The sequence below is a fragment of the Marinobacter sp. genome, from assembly GCF_040882185.1.
Lineage (GTDB): Bacteria > Pseudomonadota > Gammaproteobacteria > Pseudomonadales > Oleiphilaceae > Marinobacter.
In genome coordinates, this window is record NZ_JBBEBW010000002.1 from 80,911 (window position 1) to 96,772 (window position 15,862).

Below are 15,862 nucleotides of genomic sequence, written 5' to 3' on the forward strand. Positions count from 1 at the left end.
CATGTCGACTCAGCTTAAAGGCTGATAAACAAACTCATACCCAATCGACCCCGCAACATATAGCAGCAGCGTAGCCATCGCGCAGTTAAACCATTTAAAAAAGCGCGGATCACGAATCCGTTTGCCTGCCATATCACCCATCAACGAATAGCTTCCTGGCGCACCTCCCGCCAATATAGCGAGCACAAGGGACCAGGCAACCAGCGAAACGCCATGAATGCCTGCGCCCGGAAACTGAATAGTGGCAATTGGCAAGGTTGCGACGATGCCTTTTGGGTTCATTAGCTGCATTGTAAGACCGTCGCGAAAGCGAAGGGCAGGCATCGATTCCTTTCTGTGGTCAACTGTCACGCTGGCGCGAATAATCCGAACGGCCAGGTAGGCGATGTAGAGGCAGCCGAGGGCGCTGATGACGATCAGGCCGCGGTCGCCAATAAGTGCGGCCCCTGCCCATCCAAACAGCAGGAACAATATCAGCATGGCCGAACCAACTCCGATAAAAAAACCGAGGGAGGCGCGGAAATGGCCATTTAATCCTGAATTAAGCCCGAGTAGATTTACAGGCCCAGGCGTGTACATAACGCCTATGGCATAAGCGAAGATCTCAATCATGGAAGACGCTCTGAATTAACGGCGGATGCTTTGCTGATATTGCTTCGGTGTCATTCCGTAAATGCGTTTGAACCTTCGGTTGAAATGACTGAGATCAGCGAAACCATAGCGAAATGTGACGTCATCAAGAGGTGTGCCGTCATCCAGGTCAGCGCGGGCGGCATTTATCCGGCAACTCATCACATACTGGTGCGGCGTGATTCCGAATTGGCGACGGAACAGACGCAGAAAGTGATACTTCGACAGATTGGCGGCCTTGCTAATGTCTTCCAGTGCGAGATCATTGTCGGCGTGACTGTGTATGTAATCCCTTGCTCGCCGCAATAATATATCGGCCCTCCGGGACACAGTATTCTGCTCGAACTGGGTGGCCCGTTGTGAAATTCGGGCTGCGATCTGGTAGAGGGAAAATTCCTGTTCGATCCGGCTGCCCACCTGATCGGTGATCAGTCGTGCGAGCTCCTGGATATGGTGTCGCAGAACTGAGTCATGAATCAGGGTTTCACCAACCCGAAAGTCCCTCGCCCGGAGAGCACCAACTGCGTTGGCAATGAGAGGTTCAAGGTGTTCGGGATGGATATACACCATCACGTAATTAAGCGGCTCTTCGCCCCCAGAACAACCGTCATGCACTTCACCGGGATTGAACTGGATAACATGGCCTGGCGGGCTACGGTGGAATTCTCCGCCGCTGAAAAAATCCTGCCGACCGCGCAGCGTAACGCCAAAGGAGTGCTCGTCGTGAGCGTGACGGTCGTAACTGAAGCTATCCATTGCTGCTTCCAGCACGGTCAGGTCAGGCAGATACCTGCTTTTGCTAAAGCTGAATTGGCTGTCCTGTCCCACGGGGTCTTCCTCTTACGTGTTAGCTGACTTGCCGTCACTTTAGCGCTGTGAGGCATGGATATCTTGGATAATATTGCTCAGCTTCGTGTCGTCAGAGGTAGTGTACCGCTTGCATTAAAAGAAGGCAGCCGGTCCATGTTTAGCTGTAGAACGTCGTGTGTGGCAATAAATAAACTGAACATTTCACTATGAGTGTCATTTAAATGACGAATTTGCAGAGATAAACAGGGAGCCATGCCGCATTAAGCGGTAAAGCGCCGCGGTATCATTTCTCCAGACTGTCAATAATCTGGTGAAAAATTATGTCATATCGCGGCAATAAATCGTTAAAGCAAGGACTGCTGATTCTACCCTTGGTAGCTTTGTTTTCCGGCTGCGGTCTGGACGTAAAGAGCGGTAACAGTCAAGTCGATGCGCAAGCTCAGGGCGAGAGTGAGCCCACTGTGCAGGTTGCAGGCACGGCTATGAAGGGTGTCATTCAGCAGGGTATTGTGACGGCGCAACGCATCACGGCAAATGAAGCTGGCCACTACAGCGCCGATCAGTTGGCCGCCAAGCCGGTGCGAACTGCGGAGGATGGCAGTTACGAATTACGCTTACAGGGCAAAGCTGAGGGCTGGGCACTTGTAGAGCTCCGGGCTGATCAGGCGACTCGCATGGTTTGTGACGTCGTTCCCAGCTGTGCTCAGACCGGAGCAGAGCCGGTGGCCTTCGGTAATACCCTGAGCCTGGACAGCGATTTTGTGCTGCGCGGCGCCGGTGATTTGACCGCCGAAACCGTGTACTTGACGCCGCTTACGCACCTGGCGGTGACGTTGGCAGAGCATAGTATCGAGGGTGGGCTTTCCCCAGCGGCGCTGGCGGATGCTTTTGAAGACGTTGAGGGCTGGTTCGGCCTGAGCGCCGGCTCTTTGCGTCTGGCACCGCCGGACCTTACACGGCTTGATGAACTGGATAATGTGTCTGCCGATGGTCTTCAGGTGGCCATTGCCAATGCTGCGTTTCTGGCACTGGTCAACGATCACCCCCAGTGGCAGAGCATCGCTGATGTGCTTAACGACATGACGGCGCAGGTAACAGCTAATGGCGTGATTGATATTCTGGGTGATGGCGAAAACCTGGCACTGACGGATATTGTTGGCGCTGCGAGCTTGCAGGCATCGGAACTTCAGTTGATGACGAGTTCAAGTATTGTCAGCCAGAGATTGGCCATCGTTGCCTCCCGCAACGTGCATCGGTTCAAGACCATCGCGGATGTCTATGAAGAATCCGATAACAGTCTTGCAGACGGCGGCAACCACGTAACCCCTGGGGAAGAGAATCATGCGCCTTCGGACGCAGTGGCTGATAACTCCGATGATCAGTCGACCGACGGCTCCGAGACTCCGGTAGCGGGTCACTCAGGTGGCCACGCCGGGGATACTGGCAACGATGTCGCGGACGGTGGTAACGACCAACCCGCTGAAGGCAACGCGCAAGATGGATTTCCGACGAATGCTGCCATGTTAACCTGGACAGCCCCACTGACTCGGGTTAATGGTGAAAGTCTCAGCATGGGTGAAATTGCTGGCTTCGAGGTGGTTTATGGCACCAGCGCGGACACTCTGGATCAGGCCCTTGCCATTGGCGATGCGTCGATTGACGAGCTGTTGGTAGATCAACTGGAGTCGGGTACCTGGTACTTTGCTGTTCGCACCCTGGATACCGATGGTAACCGCAGCCAGCTGTCTGAAGTGGTTAACAAGCAGATCTGATAAGCCGTGCCATTGCTCCGGTTCAGGTTTACCTGGGCAATCCTGGCAGGGCCGCATGGCAACCCTGCCAGTACTATCACTCTGCGGTAATGGTCTGCATGACCAGCTTGCCGTCTTTCTTGATCGGGCCGTCTTCCTTGGCGCCTAGGGTGTATTCAAAAATACCGGTTTTCATGCCTCCTTCTTCGCTGTGAAGCATCAACATCAGCATGTCACCTGATTCGACATCTTCGGTCAAAATGGCGGCTACGTCGGTATTCTCGCCTTCACGAAGCGGTGCATGGGCGACCACCGGGCCGGGTTTTCCACCTTCGTCAGTGCGGTGCACTACAAGCCAGCCGTTGCTTTCTGCAACTACCTTTTTGGCGGTAACGGTACCGTCAGCCACAGACTGATCGTCACCCCAAACCCCGGCTTTCTTGTCGTCCATGGCCAGGGTGGTACCGGAAGCCAGAGTGGTCGCCAGGAATGCACTTATCATCAGTTGTTTTTTCATCATTCTCTCCGTAGGTGTTGGTTAATACCCCATCAACATCGATGTTTGTCTCGATGTGCGTAATCGTAGCTACGGGTGAATCTGCCGAAGGTTTCAGTCTGGTAAAAATATTTCTGGGTTCTATTGCCCGGAGGTTCCACTGACGGGGTAAAGAAAACCGTGGATCGCGGGGCTTGTGGGCAGGCCGGTGGGGGAGCCGCCTGCCGGTTCAATGCTGATACCGAAGGTTGCCTGCTTGAGTAACTCGGGGTCGAAGTTCTGTAAGGCAGCAGCCCGGTCCAGTTCAAAGTTGTCATTCAGTACGCCCAGGGAGCGGGGGTCGGGGCCCAGCGGATCCGCTTTGATCCAGAGTTGATAGGACTTCTCCTGCAGCGGCTCGGCCGTCACGGGGCGGATACTCAACTGGCGGGTGTTCAGATCAACTGACAACATGAATGCCGGTTGTTGGTCATTTTGCTGGAACACCGCCACAAATGATTGCGGTGCTGATTCCGGGCGCGGTTGCAAAACCAGCACTGCGATCAGCAGCAAGGCCGCCGCCGAGGCAACGCCTGTGCTCCATTGCCAGCGCCTTAGACGGGTGCGCAAAGCAATAACAGTGGAGTTCGCGGGCGAGGGTTGTTCAGTTGGGGTGTGCTGTTCGGCATCTATCTGGCGCTCAATTCTCGCGAACAGTTCCGGGTCTGGAGTTACAGGTTGAATGCTGTCTGCCAGCGGTGCCAGGCGCACTTCCCATTCCTCGACGAGGGCATTCAGTTCAGGTTCAGCCACCAGGCGTCGCGTTACCGACGCCCGCTCGTCCGCGTCCAGCGTGCCCAGCACGAATTCCGCAGCAAGCATGTCGAGATCGTCCCGATCGGTCATGGTGCAAGACACCTTTTGAGTTGTTTCAATGCGCGATGCAGGCCAGTCTTGATGGTGTTCACCGGTTGATCAAAATAAGTTGAGAGGTTTGCCCGCGACCAGCCTTTCAGGTAAGCGAGCTGAACCATCTCCCGTCGTGCCTCGTCAAGTTCATCCAGGCAATGATGCAGTTGCCTCAAGGATTGCTCATTCTCCAACTGGAAAATTGCATTGGGCTCGACCGCTGCAACCTGATCAAGTTCCTCCTGAGACGCCTTCTGACCGGTCGGCTGTTTGCGTAGCGCATCAATGGCACTGTTGCGAGCAATGGTCACCATCCAGGTGATCGGGGATGCTTTCGCTGCATCAAACTGCACGGCTTTCTGCCAGATTTTAACGTACGCATCCTGAACCACATCTTCTGCCCAGCTCTTCTGATTCAAGATACGCAGAACGGTACCGAAAAGTTTCGGTGCCGTTGATTTATAAAGCTCGGCAAAAGCGGCGCGATCCTTTTCGGCCACTTTATGGAGTAGATCAGCGATATGAGCTGCAGACGCTGGCGACCCCGGATCGGGGAGGCGTTGGGCCACGGAAGGGCTGGGGACTTCAGTCATGCATTATAAGCCAGCGGTCTGTTCTGGAAGACGGAATTTTAATCTGCAGGATGCAATGATCTGAGCAATCAGGTCAAGAAGGAACTCGGCGCCACAACTGCAGGACCTGGCCCTTAAGTTCAAGAGTGGAGAATGAGCGCGATGGTATGGGGCAAACCAATTTGAGCAGTACCTTGGGGGTGTTCGATGGAGGCCATCTGAGGGTTGTTCAAAGGCCCCTTAATCAAATATCGCCCGGAAACCCCGGTATTCGGTTAAAGCGTTATCGATGCCGCTCGCTCTGAACTTCACTACCTGGCCCGGTTGGCATTGCGCGAGTCTTGAGGCTGCTAACGGTGTCAGGTTGCCAAGTCTGGGGTAACCGCCAATAGTTTGCCGGTCGTTCAATAGGGCAATGGGTTGTCCGTCTGGCGGTACCTGAATGGCACCGAGGGAAATGCCCTCCGATACCAGAGACTCTACATTGCATTGCAACTTTGGCCCGGTGAGGCGAACCCCCATGCGATCCGCCCGGTTGTCTACCCGCCACTCGGCGTTGAAAGCGTCGAATATGCTCTTTCCGGTGAAGGCCGCTATTTGGGCGCCGGTCAGCAAGTCCAGAGTCGCAGCTGAGGAATAATCGGGCCGGGTGTGGTCGGGAGCTTGCCGTTCGCAGGGTTTTGATGCGGTGTTGGTGACGGTCAATTGGTCGCCGTCCTTCAGACGATTGCCTTGCCCGTCAAAACCGCCGAGCTTCTCACGTACAACGCAGGATACACTTGCCAGTACCGCCTCTGCTGCAAAGCCACCCGCTACGGCCAGATAAGCGCGCAACCCATTGGCGGGCGTGCCGAATGTCAGTTGGTCACCCTTTGTGAGGGTGACCGTTCGCCACAAGGGCAGGGGCTTGTCATTGAATTTTGCCGTCAGATCAGCCCCGGCAATGGCAACCGTCAAGTCCTGCTCGGCAATCAGTTTAAGCCCACCAAAGGTGATTTCCAGGGCGGGTGCTCCCCAGTGATTGCCTGCCAAATAGTTGGCCCATGCCCAGCCATGAAGGTCAGCGGGGCCGCCCTGGGTGACGCCCAGGTGACGAACGCCAAAGCGTCCCGCATCCTGTAACAGTGCCAGCGGCCCGGCCCGTTCCACGCGAAATCCGATGGAGGTATTGGCACTCATGAGGATGCCTCATCTTTTACCGGTGTCACATCCCCGCCTTGCTCCTCAAAGCCAGCACGACTTACCCCGACAAACCTTACGCGGTCACCCACCTTGAGCAGGCTGAACCCTGTCCGGTTGCGATCGAATAACCGGGCGTTGGTGCGGCCGATCAGATTCCAGCCGCCGGGTGTTGCCGCCGGATAGGCTGCGGTCTGGCGGCCTGCAATGGCGACACTGCCTGCGGGAACCTTACTGCGAGGGGTGTCCAGGCGCGGGCACTTGAGGGCCTCATCAAGCAGACCCATAAAGGCGAAACCAGGTGAAAAACCCAGTGCAAAAACCCGGTATTCCTGACAGGAATGGGCTTCAATTACGGCCTTGGTTGTCATGCCGGAGAGCTCGGCGACGCGTTCCAGATCCGGGCCAACGGAGGCATCATACCAGGTCGGTAGTTCGTGAAGTTCACCCTCGGCGCTGGTTTCGGCCGGTTTGAGTTTTACCAGTATTTTCCCCAGTTGTTGGCGTACCTCACAGGGCGTCAATTGAAGCGGATCGAAGACCACGAGCAAGGTGGTGTAGGACGGTACTAAATCAACAAGCGCGCCTCCGAAAGCCACCTCACACTCATGGCTTAAGGCTGTCAGCCACAGCAGATTTTGCTCTTCAATGGTATCGAAGAGCCTGACCATCCAGCCATCAAGGCCCGCGCGTTCCAGAGCTGGTCTCATCACGGTATTCATGACGCTCTTTGAAGTGCGTTCAGCATTTGACGGATGGAGCGTACGGCAGCGATGGACTCTTCGTTGTCGCCATGAACGCAGAGGGTATCTGCCGACAGCACCAGATCGCTACCATCATTGGCGGTCAATGGTTGGCCCCTGGCAATTCGTTCGGCCTGGTTGATAATGGTTTCGGGGTCGTGATGAACGGCGCCCGGTGTGGCTCTGGACACGAGTCGGCCTTCGTTGTCGTAGGCGCGGTCGGCGAACGCTTCGAACCAGAGTGTGATGCCTTGCTCGTCCGCGAGTGCCCGAATACTGGTGGTATCGCGGGTGGCCAGGGTCATCAGTGGTAATGCCCGATCGAACGCCTGTATGGCCCGGGCGACAGCGTTGAAGATATCAGCATTCTTTACCATGTCGTTATAGAGAGCACCGTGGGGCTTTACGTAACTCACCTGCGTGCCCTCTGCCCGACAAATCCCCGCCAGGGCGCCGAGTTGGTAGAGCACCAGATTCTCAATTTCGCCCGGAGAACACGCCATGGAGCGCCGCCCGAAACCCACCAGGTCGGGGTAGGCCGGATGGGCGCCAATGTCGACCGAATGCTGCTTTGCCATTCGCACGGTACGACGCATGACATCCGGGTCGGAGGCATGAAATCCGCAGGCGATATTGGCCAGATCCACATAGGGCATTACCTCGTGGTCGAGCCCCATCACCCAGGGTCCAAAGCTTTCGCCCATGTCAGCATTCAGCTTTAAAGAATTCATGTTGCCCCCTCATTTTAATAGTTCTGGATAGTGCAGCCCTACTCAGAAAATGTTCGAACGCTCGTACTGTTTAGGCCACTCGGCGTTCTCTGCCCTGAGACTCGCGGCTGCCCTCAGGGGCCAGGCCGGGTCAGAGAGCAATGCCCTGCCGAGCACCACCAGATCGGCTTGCCCGTTGGCAATAACCGACTCTGCCAGATCCGGACTGTGAATCAGGCCGACCGCTCCGGTGGCGATGTCGGCCTTGCCACGAACTTCCTGTGACAGGGGGATCTGATAGCCGGGGTGGATCGGAATCTGCTGCCGCGGATCGTTGCCACCGGATGAGCAGTCAATCAGGTCCACATCGCCTTGTGATTTTAATATAACCGCCAGCCGCACGGTGTCTTCGAGACTCCAGCCGCCTTCGACCCAATCGGTGCACGAGAGCCGCAGGAACAACGGCAGGTCGTTCGGCCATTCTTCCCGGACCACCGCAATGGACTCAAGCAAAAAACGAATCCTGTTCTCAAATGTACCACCGTACGCGTCTTCGCGCAGATTGCTCAGCGGTGAAAGAAACTGGTGGATCAGGTAGCCGTGGGCACCGTGTAATTCCAGGGCCTTGAACCCCGCTTGCCGGGCCCTGCAGGTGCTGGCTTTCAGGGCCGCCAGGGATTCGGCAATCTGGTCTTCCGACATGGCTTCTGGTACGTGCCATTGGCTGGCGTAAGGCAGTGCGGAAGCAGATACCAGCTTGTCCCAACCGCCCTCGCTGAGATGCAGCGGGCGCGAACCCTCCCAAGGGCGACCTACCGAGGCTTTGCGCCCGGCGTGGCCAAGCTGGATGCCCGGCACAGCACCTTGCGCAGCCACGAATCCGGCAATACGGGCAAGCCGGTCACGTTGTTCGTCATTCCACAGCCCGAGGCAGTGAGGTGTAATGCGGCCTTTGGGTTCAATATGAACCGCTTCGGTAAAAACCCAGCCAGCGCCACCAGCAGCTCTGGCGCCCAGATGGACGAAGTGCCAGTCATTGGAAAGACCGTCCTGCCCCGAATACTGACACATCGGGGAAAGCATGATCCTGTTCCGAGCCTCTACGGAGCGGAATTTGATCGGGCGAAACATGTGAGGATTCGGATCACGCCGGAGAATGCGACGGGCATTCTCGCCACCGGAGCGGGAGTCGGTAACCGACTGTTTTGAGTTGTCGTCACTTACGGTCATGAGAGGGGGTTCCTTTGTTGTTTGAATCGGGATTCAGAAGATGGCTATAAGCGCGCCGAACGCGCCATTGACTGAGCAAGAGCAGCGAGCCGCTCACGCTCATGGAGGCGAGCAGCGCGAACAGAAATGTCAGCATGGGGGCAATCACACCCACCAGAATGGCAGTGACCACCGTGAAAGCTACAAGGCTCAGCATGCCCATTTGCGCGGCGCTGACGGTCGCTCGCGCGACATCGGCGCCGTAGCGATCATGGAGCGTCCACCCGATGGTGAACAGCGCCACCGGGAAACCGACCAGCATGCCGGACAGCGTTGGTCCGGAATTGACGGCGAGAGTCGTTGCCACACTCACCAGAATGCCCGCCATCACACCCCGCAATAGCAAATCGGACCAGCCGGAGACTGAGACAACCGTCGGCTGTTTGAGATCAAGAGCCCGTCTTATCCACTCTGCCAGCAGCAATACAATGCCGTAGACGGTCACCGCGATACCGAGTCCCCCCGGGAGACGGGAGAACAGCAACGCGGCTGGTATCCACAGGAGTGTGGCCACTGCCAGACTGGCCAGGGCGCTCAACCGCTTTGCGGTCACCACAAAACTGACCACGAACAAAAGCGTTGCGATCAGCGCATGCAGTGAGGAGAGTGCCGCCGCCCGGATGAATTCGGGCGGCCATTCCTGCAGCATGAAAAAGTAACCGGGACCGAGAATAACCGGCGTGCCCGCCAGAATGCCGCCAAGCCTCGGGCCAAGCTTGCCGACGGTGATGGAGACACCGATGACAACCACCGCCGTGGCGACAAGCTTTGTGATCAGTACGGTTAGCATGTCCGTCACAACACCGCTTCGATGGCCTGTGCCTGGTGCAGCAATGCGGTATCTGATCCGTTTCGGCCCACCAGCATAAGCCCGCTGGGCAGTTCCCCCGCCTGATAGTTCGGCAGGGTGATAGAGCAAAGGTCCAGGAGGTTCGCTACCATAGGATTGCGCAGGATCAGCAGATTGAGACGTGCGTAGTCATCATCTTCCACGACCTCATCCATGCGCGGCGGAACCACCGGAACAGTGGGTGCTAAAAGCCCGTCGTAAGCCTGCAACCATTCATCTGCCTGGCGTTTTTTCTCCTCCCGACGTCGGCACAGTTCAAGGTAGTCAGCGGCGCTCAAGGCAGCGCCCTTTTCAATACGGGTGCGCACGCGGGGATCATAGTGCTCGCCGTGTGAAGCTAACCACTGGCAGTGAATGAAGTAGCTTTCTGCTGCGGTAAAACCGCCGCCTTCCATAAGCTCGGGCAAGCTGGCCAGGACAGGTGCTGGCGCCTCAATGATGGCGGCGCCGGCTTGCTCCAACAGTCTTAAGCTGCGTGTGAATGCCTCGTTTATTGCGCTGTCCATGCCGTCGAGCATGTAATCACCGGGCACCACGAACCGCTGGCCACGTAGGTCCAGCGGGGTCATACGTGGTCTCGGCTGGGCTGATAATACGGCGTCCAGCCGGGCACAGCAGTCGACGCTACGTGCAATCGGGCCTATGGAATCCAGGCTGTCTGAAAGCGGGAAGGCGCCCTCACGTGGCACACGAAATTGCGAGGGTTTGAAACCCACCAGGCCGCAAAAAGCGGCGGGTATGCGAACCGAGCCACCGGTATCGGTGCCAATCGCCGCAGCCGCCATGCCCTGGGCGACCGCAACCGCGGCCCCCGACGAAGACCCCCCGGGAATTCGACCGGGCGCCAGCGGGTTATCGGGCGTGCCATAATGGGGGTTCAGGCCCAGGCCGGAGTAGGCAAATTCGGTCATGTTGGTGTGCCCGGTGATGACGGCACCCTCACGCCGTAAACGGGTTACGATGGTCGCATCCCGCTCTGCCGGCTGCTGCCAGCCGATCGAACCGGAATGGGTGACTTCGCCTTCGACATCGAAGAGTGCTTTCAAGGCAATAGGCAAACCCGCCAGTTTCCCCACCGGCACACGGTGATCACGCAGCTGGTCTACCGCGGCGGCTTCAGCCCGGGCGGTGTTCTCGAATCGCCTGGTATATACCTGGGCGCTGACGTTGTCTTTGGACTGGGTGTTCGAATCACAGGCCTGCAGAAGGTCTGACGAATGCCATTTACCCTCCGCCATGCCGGTGAGCAGTGCAGCGAGTGTTGAGGTTCCACACGCGTCGTTGCCTGAGAGTTCGGGGTTGATAATTTTGCTCATGCAATCACCGGCATCGTCTCAATGTGGTAACGGTGCTCCAGTTCGCGCCCGGTCATGGGATCTTTCAACACCATGCGGAATGCCTGGGCCGGACGCACGCCGCCGATAACCGGCAAGGTGCCGCAAAGCATCGCCTGACCGGGGGGCAGTTGCGGTTCGCTCAAGCCAAAGCGCCGTAGCAGCTCCGCAGGATGAAGCAGGCCGGTTACCGCGCCTTCCTGATAGAGCACTTCGTTGCCGTCGATGGTGGCGTAGGAGGCCATCTGCAGCTCATCCCAATGCTCGATGATGCTGTCCAGTTGCCAGACCATTTTACTGAGCGGTTTGGCGCACACCTGCTTGGAATGGGCGACCGACCAGGCCTCGGCTTCGCGATCAGTATGGTCAGAGCCGATGGCCACGAGAGTGCCCTGTTCGGAGCCGATCAATACAACTTCCACTTCACCACTGGATGCGTCGCCGAGTACCTGGATATGCGGCGCGGTGGTCAGTTGGTTAGCGGCTACCCGATAGAACAGAGGCGTGTCCGAAGGCGGCTTGACACCGATCTCCTTAAGCTCTTCGATATGTTCATCGATAGCGGCTTGTTCACGCCCGGCCCAACCGGCAATGATCAGCTCCTGAACGTCAACGTCCAGAGTTTCAACGGAATCTGCTAGTTGGAAGGTAGTCATAAAATATCTCCAGTCTATAGTGAGTGGGTGCCAGGTAGTGGCTGACAGATAGTGGTTGACGGTCAGTTCAGCAGATTCGGCAGATACATCGCGACAGAGGGAAAAATCACCAGCACGATGGCCATCACCAGCATGATGCCTACGTACGGCAGAGCGCCCATCATCACGTCGCTGAAAGGCCCACCTTGGCGGACGCCCTGGACAACGTACAGGTTCAGACCCACTGGCGGCGTGATCAACGCCATCTCAATCAGCAGTATCAAAAGAATGCCAAACCACACCGGATCGAAGCCCATGCCGATAATGACGGGAGCAACGATGGGAATGGTGATCACCATGAGAGAGAGGGTCTCGATGAAGAACCCCAGGACGATGTAAATCAGAATCGCCAGCATCAGGGTGGAATAAGGGCCCATGCCCGCGGATTCCAGAAAGCCTGTGAGTTCCCGCGTAACGCCCGTGGACGCCAGCACGAAATTAAGAAAATAGGAGGCCATGATGATTAGCATGATCATGCCGGTGGTTTTCATCGTGCCGTCCAGTGCCTGAACGATAACATCCACTGACAACTTGCCCATAGAGAAAGCGATCAGCAGCGCCCCCAGCACACCAAGCGAGGCGGCCTCGGTCGGTGTGGCCAGACCGGTATAAATGGACCCCACCACAACCCCGAACAGAACCAGTACCGGCACCAGGTGGCGCAAACCGGAAATCCGGTCGCCCCAGGTGTGTTTGACGCTGGGGCCGCCCAGGCTGGGCCGCCACATACAGATCAGGGCCGTGCCCAGCATGAACATGGCCGCCAGCAGTAAGCCGGGAATCAGGCCCGCGGCAAACAGCTGTGGTATGGACGTCTCGGTCAGGAAGCCATAGACAATCAGGTTGATGGAGGGCGGAATCATGATGCCCAGAGTGCCGCCAGCCGCAATCGAGCCAGTGAACAGCTTGGGGTCATAGTTCATTTCCTTGCCCTGGGGAATCGCAACAGTACCAATGGTGGCAGCCGTGGCAACGCTTGATCCAGAGGTCGCTGAGAACAGGGTCGCGGTACCGATGTTGGCGTGTAGCAGTCCGCCCGGCAGCCAGGACAGCCAACTTTCGAGCGACCGGTAGGTGCCTTTGGCAATACCGGTGCGCACCAGGATCTCACCCAGCAGGATAAAAAGCGGAATGGCAATCAGCAGGAAACTGTCGGAGGCTGTCCAGAGCACATCGCCCATTGCATTAATCAGCGGGAAGGGTGAAAACAGTTCTGCAAGTAACAGCGCTAGGGCCACCAGCGTTGCCGCCACAGGAATACTCAGCACCAGCAGGATCAACAGTATAATCAGTGCGGTTAGAATCATCGCGCCGCTTCCTTATTGCCATCGTCTATTTGCTCATCCAGCGTGGGGCTGCCGGCTCGTTTCTGGATGCCTTCGGTATCTCCGCTTAACACCCCGAAAAGTACGCGGAGGGATAACAGGCAAACCGCAAAGCTGAACCATGTCAGGCCAATCAGCCAGAGTACCTGGGGTATCCATAACGGCGTGCCCAAGGGCGTGTTAGCGGTTGAGCCTCCAGAGAAGGAGTGCAGCGTGACGTCGAAGACCGCGCCGACAACCAGCACGCAGAATAGTGCCATAGCCAGGAGGGCCAGGAGGTCGAGGACGCCTCGGACCTTCATGGGGAAGTTCAGGTAAAGCGCATCGATGCGGATGTGTGCTTTGCACATCAGGGTATAGGCAAACGACCAGCTTGCACTGATCGCCATGATGTACCCGGTTATTTCGGTGGCATGAACCGCGGAACGACCCACAAAGTGTCGGGACAGCACTTCAAAGGTGACCAACACCACGGTCAGAAGGATCAGCACACCGCCCGCGCGAGCCAGCCAGAGCGAGCCGATCTGGACGCCATCCAGCACCCGGTCCAATACGGAGTTCACCCGGTGAAACATGTCACTCTCCTGGGCGGTGTCGGGCTGGCATGCAGCCCGGTCGCCATTGTCGGATTAAAGGGAACTTACTTGGCAGCTTTCAGGCCGGTGACGGAACCGATGGTTTCATTCCAGCGGTCCACCCACTCCTGATCTACCCGGTTAGCCCAGTTGGGAAGCAGAGTTTCTTCCAAGTGGCGAGACGCCTCAGAAAAGTCTTCATCGGTCGCTTCCACCAGCACCATGTCGCCAGCTTCACCGCGGGTGCATTCACCCTCGCCAGTCAGGCAGGCGATACCTTCTTTGGTTTCCTCGACGGCAGCTTCCCAGACCGGATCTTCATAGTTCTCCCTGACTTCGGCCATCAGCCACTCCTGGGTCTCGGAGGACAACGAGCTCCACTTCTTGCCGTTCATCGCCGTGACAACGTGGTCCCAACCGCCAACGGGCAAGGGGTAAAGGTGAGTGGAAACTTCGTTCCAACCGGAGCTGTAGCCAGACAGCGAGCCGGTCACGGCACAGTCGATAACGCCGCGCTGCAAGGCGCCTGGGACTTCGCTGAAGTTCAGGGTGATGCCCTCGGCACCAATCGCCTGGAGGAATTCGGCAGTGGTGCGGCCGCTGGCGCGTACTTTTTTGCCCTTCAGGTCAGAAAGGCCCGAGATTTCGGTATTACAGAACACCATCTGCGAAGGATAAGGCACGATAGCCAGCAACTGCGCCTTGTCGAAGCGCTCTGAAAACGCATCCGCGAGGACCGGGCGATAGGCTTCTGCCACCTTGCGTGCGGTTTCGACGTCAGGGGCAATCATCGGCATGTCGAGGCCTTCCAGCTCTGGCGCGTCTTCGACTGCGTAGTCAGCGACCGTGGAGGTGACCTCAATGACATTCCGCCCCATGAGACGATAGACTTCACCGCCGCCCAGGCCCATTTGGTCAAAGGTGGTCACTTCCGTCGAAATCTGGCCGTCAGACGCTTCGGGAATATGGTCTTGCCAGAATGGGCGTTCAAAGTTCTTGTAAAGGGAGAGGCTGCTCCAACTGCCGACGTAGTTAATGCTGGTTTTGTCGATGTCCTGGGCAAACGCCTGGGAGCCTGTGATGACCATACCCGCTGCGATGGCGGAGACGAGGTACTTTTTTATTAACATGGTTGATTCCTCTTTTTCAGTTTCAGGGCTGGTTTTGCTTAGAAAAGGGCCAGAGTGCTGTCCGGAATATCCGTGACCAGCATATGACCCGGGCTGTGGGTGATGGCGAATTCGACGCGGGCATCAATGAGAACCTGCTGGGGTGTCACGCCGCAGGCCCAGAACACGGGAACTTCGTGTTCCTTTATTGACACTGAATCTCCGTAATCCGGAGATTGCAGATCTGAAATTCCAATCAGAGAAGGGCTGCCAAAATGTACGGGTGATCCGTGGACCTGGGGGTAGCGGGTTGTTATCTGGATTGCCCGAATCGCGTCGGCTGCTGAAAACGGGCGCATGGAAACCACCAGATTGCCACCAAAGCCACCGGCGCTGGTTAGCGGCACCGAGGTTTTGAACATTGGCACATTTCTCGCTTCGTCAATATGCCGCACCCGCAAGCCAGCCTGGATCAGGGCGTGCTCAAAAGTGAAGGAGCAACCAATCGCAAAGGTAACCAGATCGTCCCGCCAGATATCGGCAACATCGGGTACGGTTTCACTCATTTTGCCGTTGCGATAAATACGATAGGCGGGGACGTCTTTGGCAATGTCGAGGTCTGAGGCGAGAGCGTCACAATGGCGTGCCCCTGGCTCACTGACACCGAGCAGAGGACAGGGCTTGGGGTTGGCCTGGCAGAAACGTAAAAATCCACTGGCCTGTGACTCCGGCAGAATAACCAGGTTTACCTGAACGTAGCCGTTGGCCAGGCCCGAGGTCGGCCCGCTCATGACACCCTGGCGTGCAGCCTGACGGACGTTTTGCGGTGTTGATTGCGCAGTGAGTTGGTTGGTGAAAGACATAAGCCTGCCTCGAAATGAACTTTCTTACATTTAAGGCAGAACAGCTGATTTATACAATTCGAA

Annotated in this window: 17 protein-coding genes; 1 reads left to right on the plus strand and 16 read right to left on the minus strand. The window is 57.0% G+C overall.

Annotated elements, in window-relative coordinates:
* Positions 1-9: 9 nt before the first annotated feature.
* The gene (locus tag WEB64_RS01380; RefSeq protein ID WP_368062172.1) at positions 10-612 is read right to left on the minus strand and encodes a LysE family translocator; all 603 of its coding nucleotides are present in this window, start codon (positions 610-612) and stop codon (positions 10-12) included.
* 15 nt (positions 613-627) lie between these two features.
* On the minus strand, positions 628-1,458 hold the full coding sequence (locus WEB64_RS01385; RefSeq protein WP_368062171.1) for an AraC family transcriptional regulator: 831 nt from the start codon (positions 1,456-1,458) through the stop codon (positions 628-630).
* Between the two features lie 302 nt (positions 1,459-1,760).
* On the opposite strand from WEB64_RS01385, the gene WEB64_RS01390 reads away from it, so the two are divergent.
* The gene (locus WEB64_RS01390; RefSeq protein WP_368062170.1) at positions 1,761-3,212 is read left to right on the plus strand and encodes a hypothetical protein; all 1,452 of its coding nucleotides are present in this window, start codon (positions 1,761-1,763) and stop codon (positions 3,210-3,212) included.
* Positions 3,213-3,288: 76 nt separating this feature from the next.
* On the opposite strand, the gene WEB64_RS01395 is transcribed toward WEB64_RS01390, so the two are convergent.
* The 14 genes from WEB64_RS01395 to WEB64_RS01460 form a co-directional block, all read right to left on the minus strand.
* On the minus strand, positions 3,289-3,708 hold the full coding sequence (locus WEB64_RS01395) for a hypothetical protein (RefSeq protein WP_368062169.1): 420 nt from the start codon (positions 3,706-3,708) through the stop codon (positions 3,289-3,291).
* A 120-nt stretch (positions 3,709-3,828) separates the two neighbouring features.
* On the minus strand, positions 3,829-4,572 hold the full coding sequence (locus tag WEB64_RS01400; RefSeq protein WP_368062168.1) for an anti-sigma factor: 744 nt from the start codon (positions 4,570-4,572) through the stop codon (positions 3,829-3,831).
* The gene (locus tag WEB64_RS01405; protein ID WP_368062167.1) at positions 4,569-5,168 is read right to left on the minus strand and encodes a sigma-70 family RNA polymerase sigma factor; all 600 of its coding nucleotides are present in this window, start codon (positions 5,166-5,168) and stop codon (positions 4,569-4,571) included. The genes WEB64_RS01400 and WEB64_RS01405 overlap by 4 nt, the downstream gene beginning before the upstream one ends.
* A 219-nt stretch (positions 5,169-5,387) precedes the next feature.
* Positions 5,388-6,326, minus strand: a complete 939-nt coding sequence (locus WEB64_RS01410) for a biotin-dependent carboxyltransferase family protein (protein ID WP_368062166.1) — start codon at positions 6,324-6,326, stop codon at positions 5,388-5,390.
* On the minus strand, positions 6,323-7,036 hold the full coding sequence (gene pxpB / locus WEB64_RS01415) for a 5-oxoprolinase subunit PxpB (RefSeq protein WP_368062267.1): 714 nt from the start codon (positions 7,034-7,036) through the stop codon (positions 6,323-6,325). The genes WEB64_RS01410 and pxpB overlap by 4 nt, the downstream gene beginning before the upstream one ends.
* A gap of 8 nt (positions 7,037-7,044) precedes the next feature.
* Positions 7,045-7,800 (minus strand): 5-oxoprolinase subunit PxpA, encoded by a 756-nt coding sequence (locus WEB64_RS01420; protein WP_368062165.1) that lies wholly within the window; start codon positions 7,798-7,800, stop codon positions 7,045-7,047.
* A gap of 42 nt (positions 7,801-7,842) precedes the next feature.
* Positions 7,843-8,910 (minus strand): NADH:flavin oxidoreductase/NADH oxidase, encoded by a 1,068-nt coding sequence (locus WEB64_RS01425; protein WP_368062266.1) that lies wholly within the window; start codon positions 8,908-8,910, stop codon positions 7,843-7,845.
* Between the two features lie 85 nt (positions 8,911-8,995).
* Positions 8,996-9,838, minus strand: coding sequence for a hypothetical protein (locus WEB64_RS01430; RefSeq protein ID WP_368062164.1), 843 nt, complete (start codon positions 9,836-9,838; stop codon positions 8,996-8,998).
* 5 nt (positions 9,839-9,843) lie between these two features.
* Positions 9,844-11,214 carry an amidase gene (locus tag WEB64_RS01435; RefSeq protein WP_368062163.1) on the minus strand — a complete coding sequence of 457 codons (1,371 nt, stop codon included), beginning with the start codon at positions 11,212-11,214 and terminating at the stop codon, positions 9,844-9,846.
* On the minus strand, positions 11,211-11,888 hold the full coding sequence (locus WEB64_RS01440) for a DUF2848 domain-containing protein (protein ID WP_368062162.1): 678 nt from the start codon (positions 11,886-11,888) through the stop codon (positions 11,211-11,213). The genes WEB64_RS01435 and WEB64_RS01440 overlap by 4 nt, the downstream gene beginning before the upstream one ends.
* Positions 11,889-11,950: 62 nt before the next feature.
* Positions 11,951-13,234, minus strand: a complete 1,284-nt coding sequence (locus tag WEB64_RS01445) for a TRAP transporter large permease (protein WP_368062161.1) — start codon at positions 13,232-13,234, stop codon at positions 11,951-11,953.
* Positions 13,231-13,827 carry a TRAP transporter small permease subunit gene (locus tag WEB64_RS01450; protein WP_368062160.1) on the minus strand — a complete coding sequence of 199 codons (597 nt, stop codon included), beginning with the start codon at positions 13,825-13,827 and terminating at the stop codon, positions 13,231-13,233. The genes WEB64_RS01445 and WEB64_RS01450 overlap by 4 nt, the downstream gene beginning before the upstream one ends.
* Before the next feature lie 65 nt (positions 13,828-13,892).
* A complete protein-coding gene (locus WEB64_RS01455) occupies positions 13,893-14,957 on the minus strand; it encodes a TRAP transporter substrate-binding protein (RefSeq protein WP_368062159.1) in 1,065 nt (354 codons plus the stop codon).
* 38 nt (positions 14,958-14,995) lie between these two features.
* On the minus strand, positions 14,996-15,799 hold the full coding sequence (locus WEB64_RS01460) for a putative hydro-lyase (protein WP_368062158.1): 804 nt from the start codon (positions 15,797-15,799) through the stop codon (positions 14,996-14,998).
* Positions 15,800-15,862 lie beyond the last annotated feature (63 nt).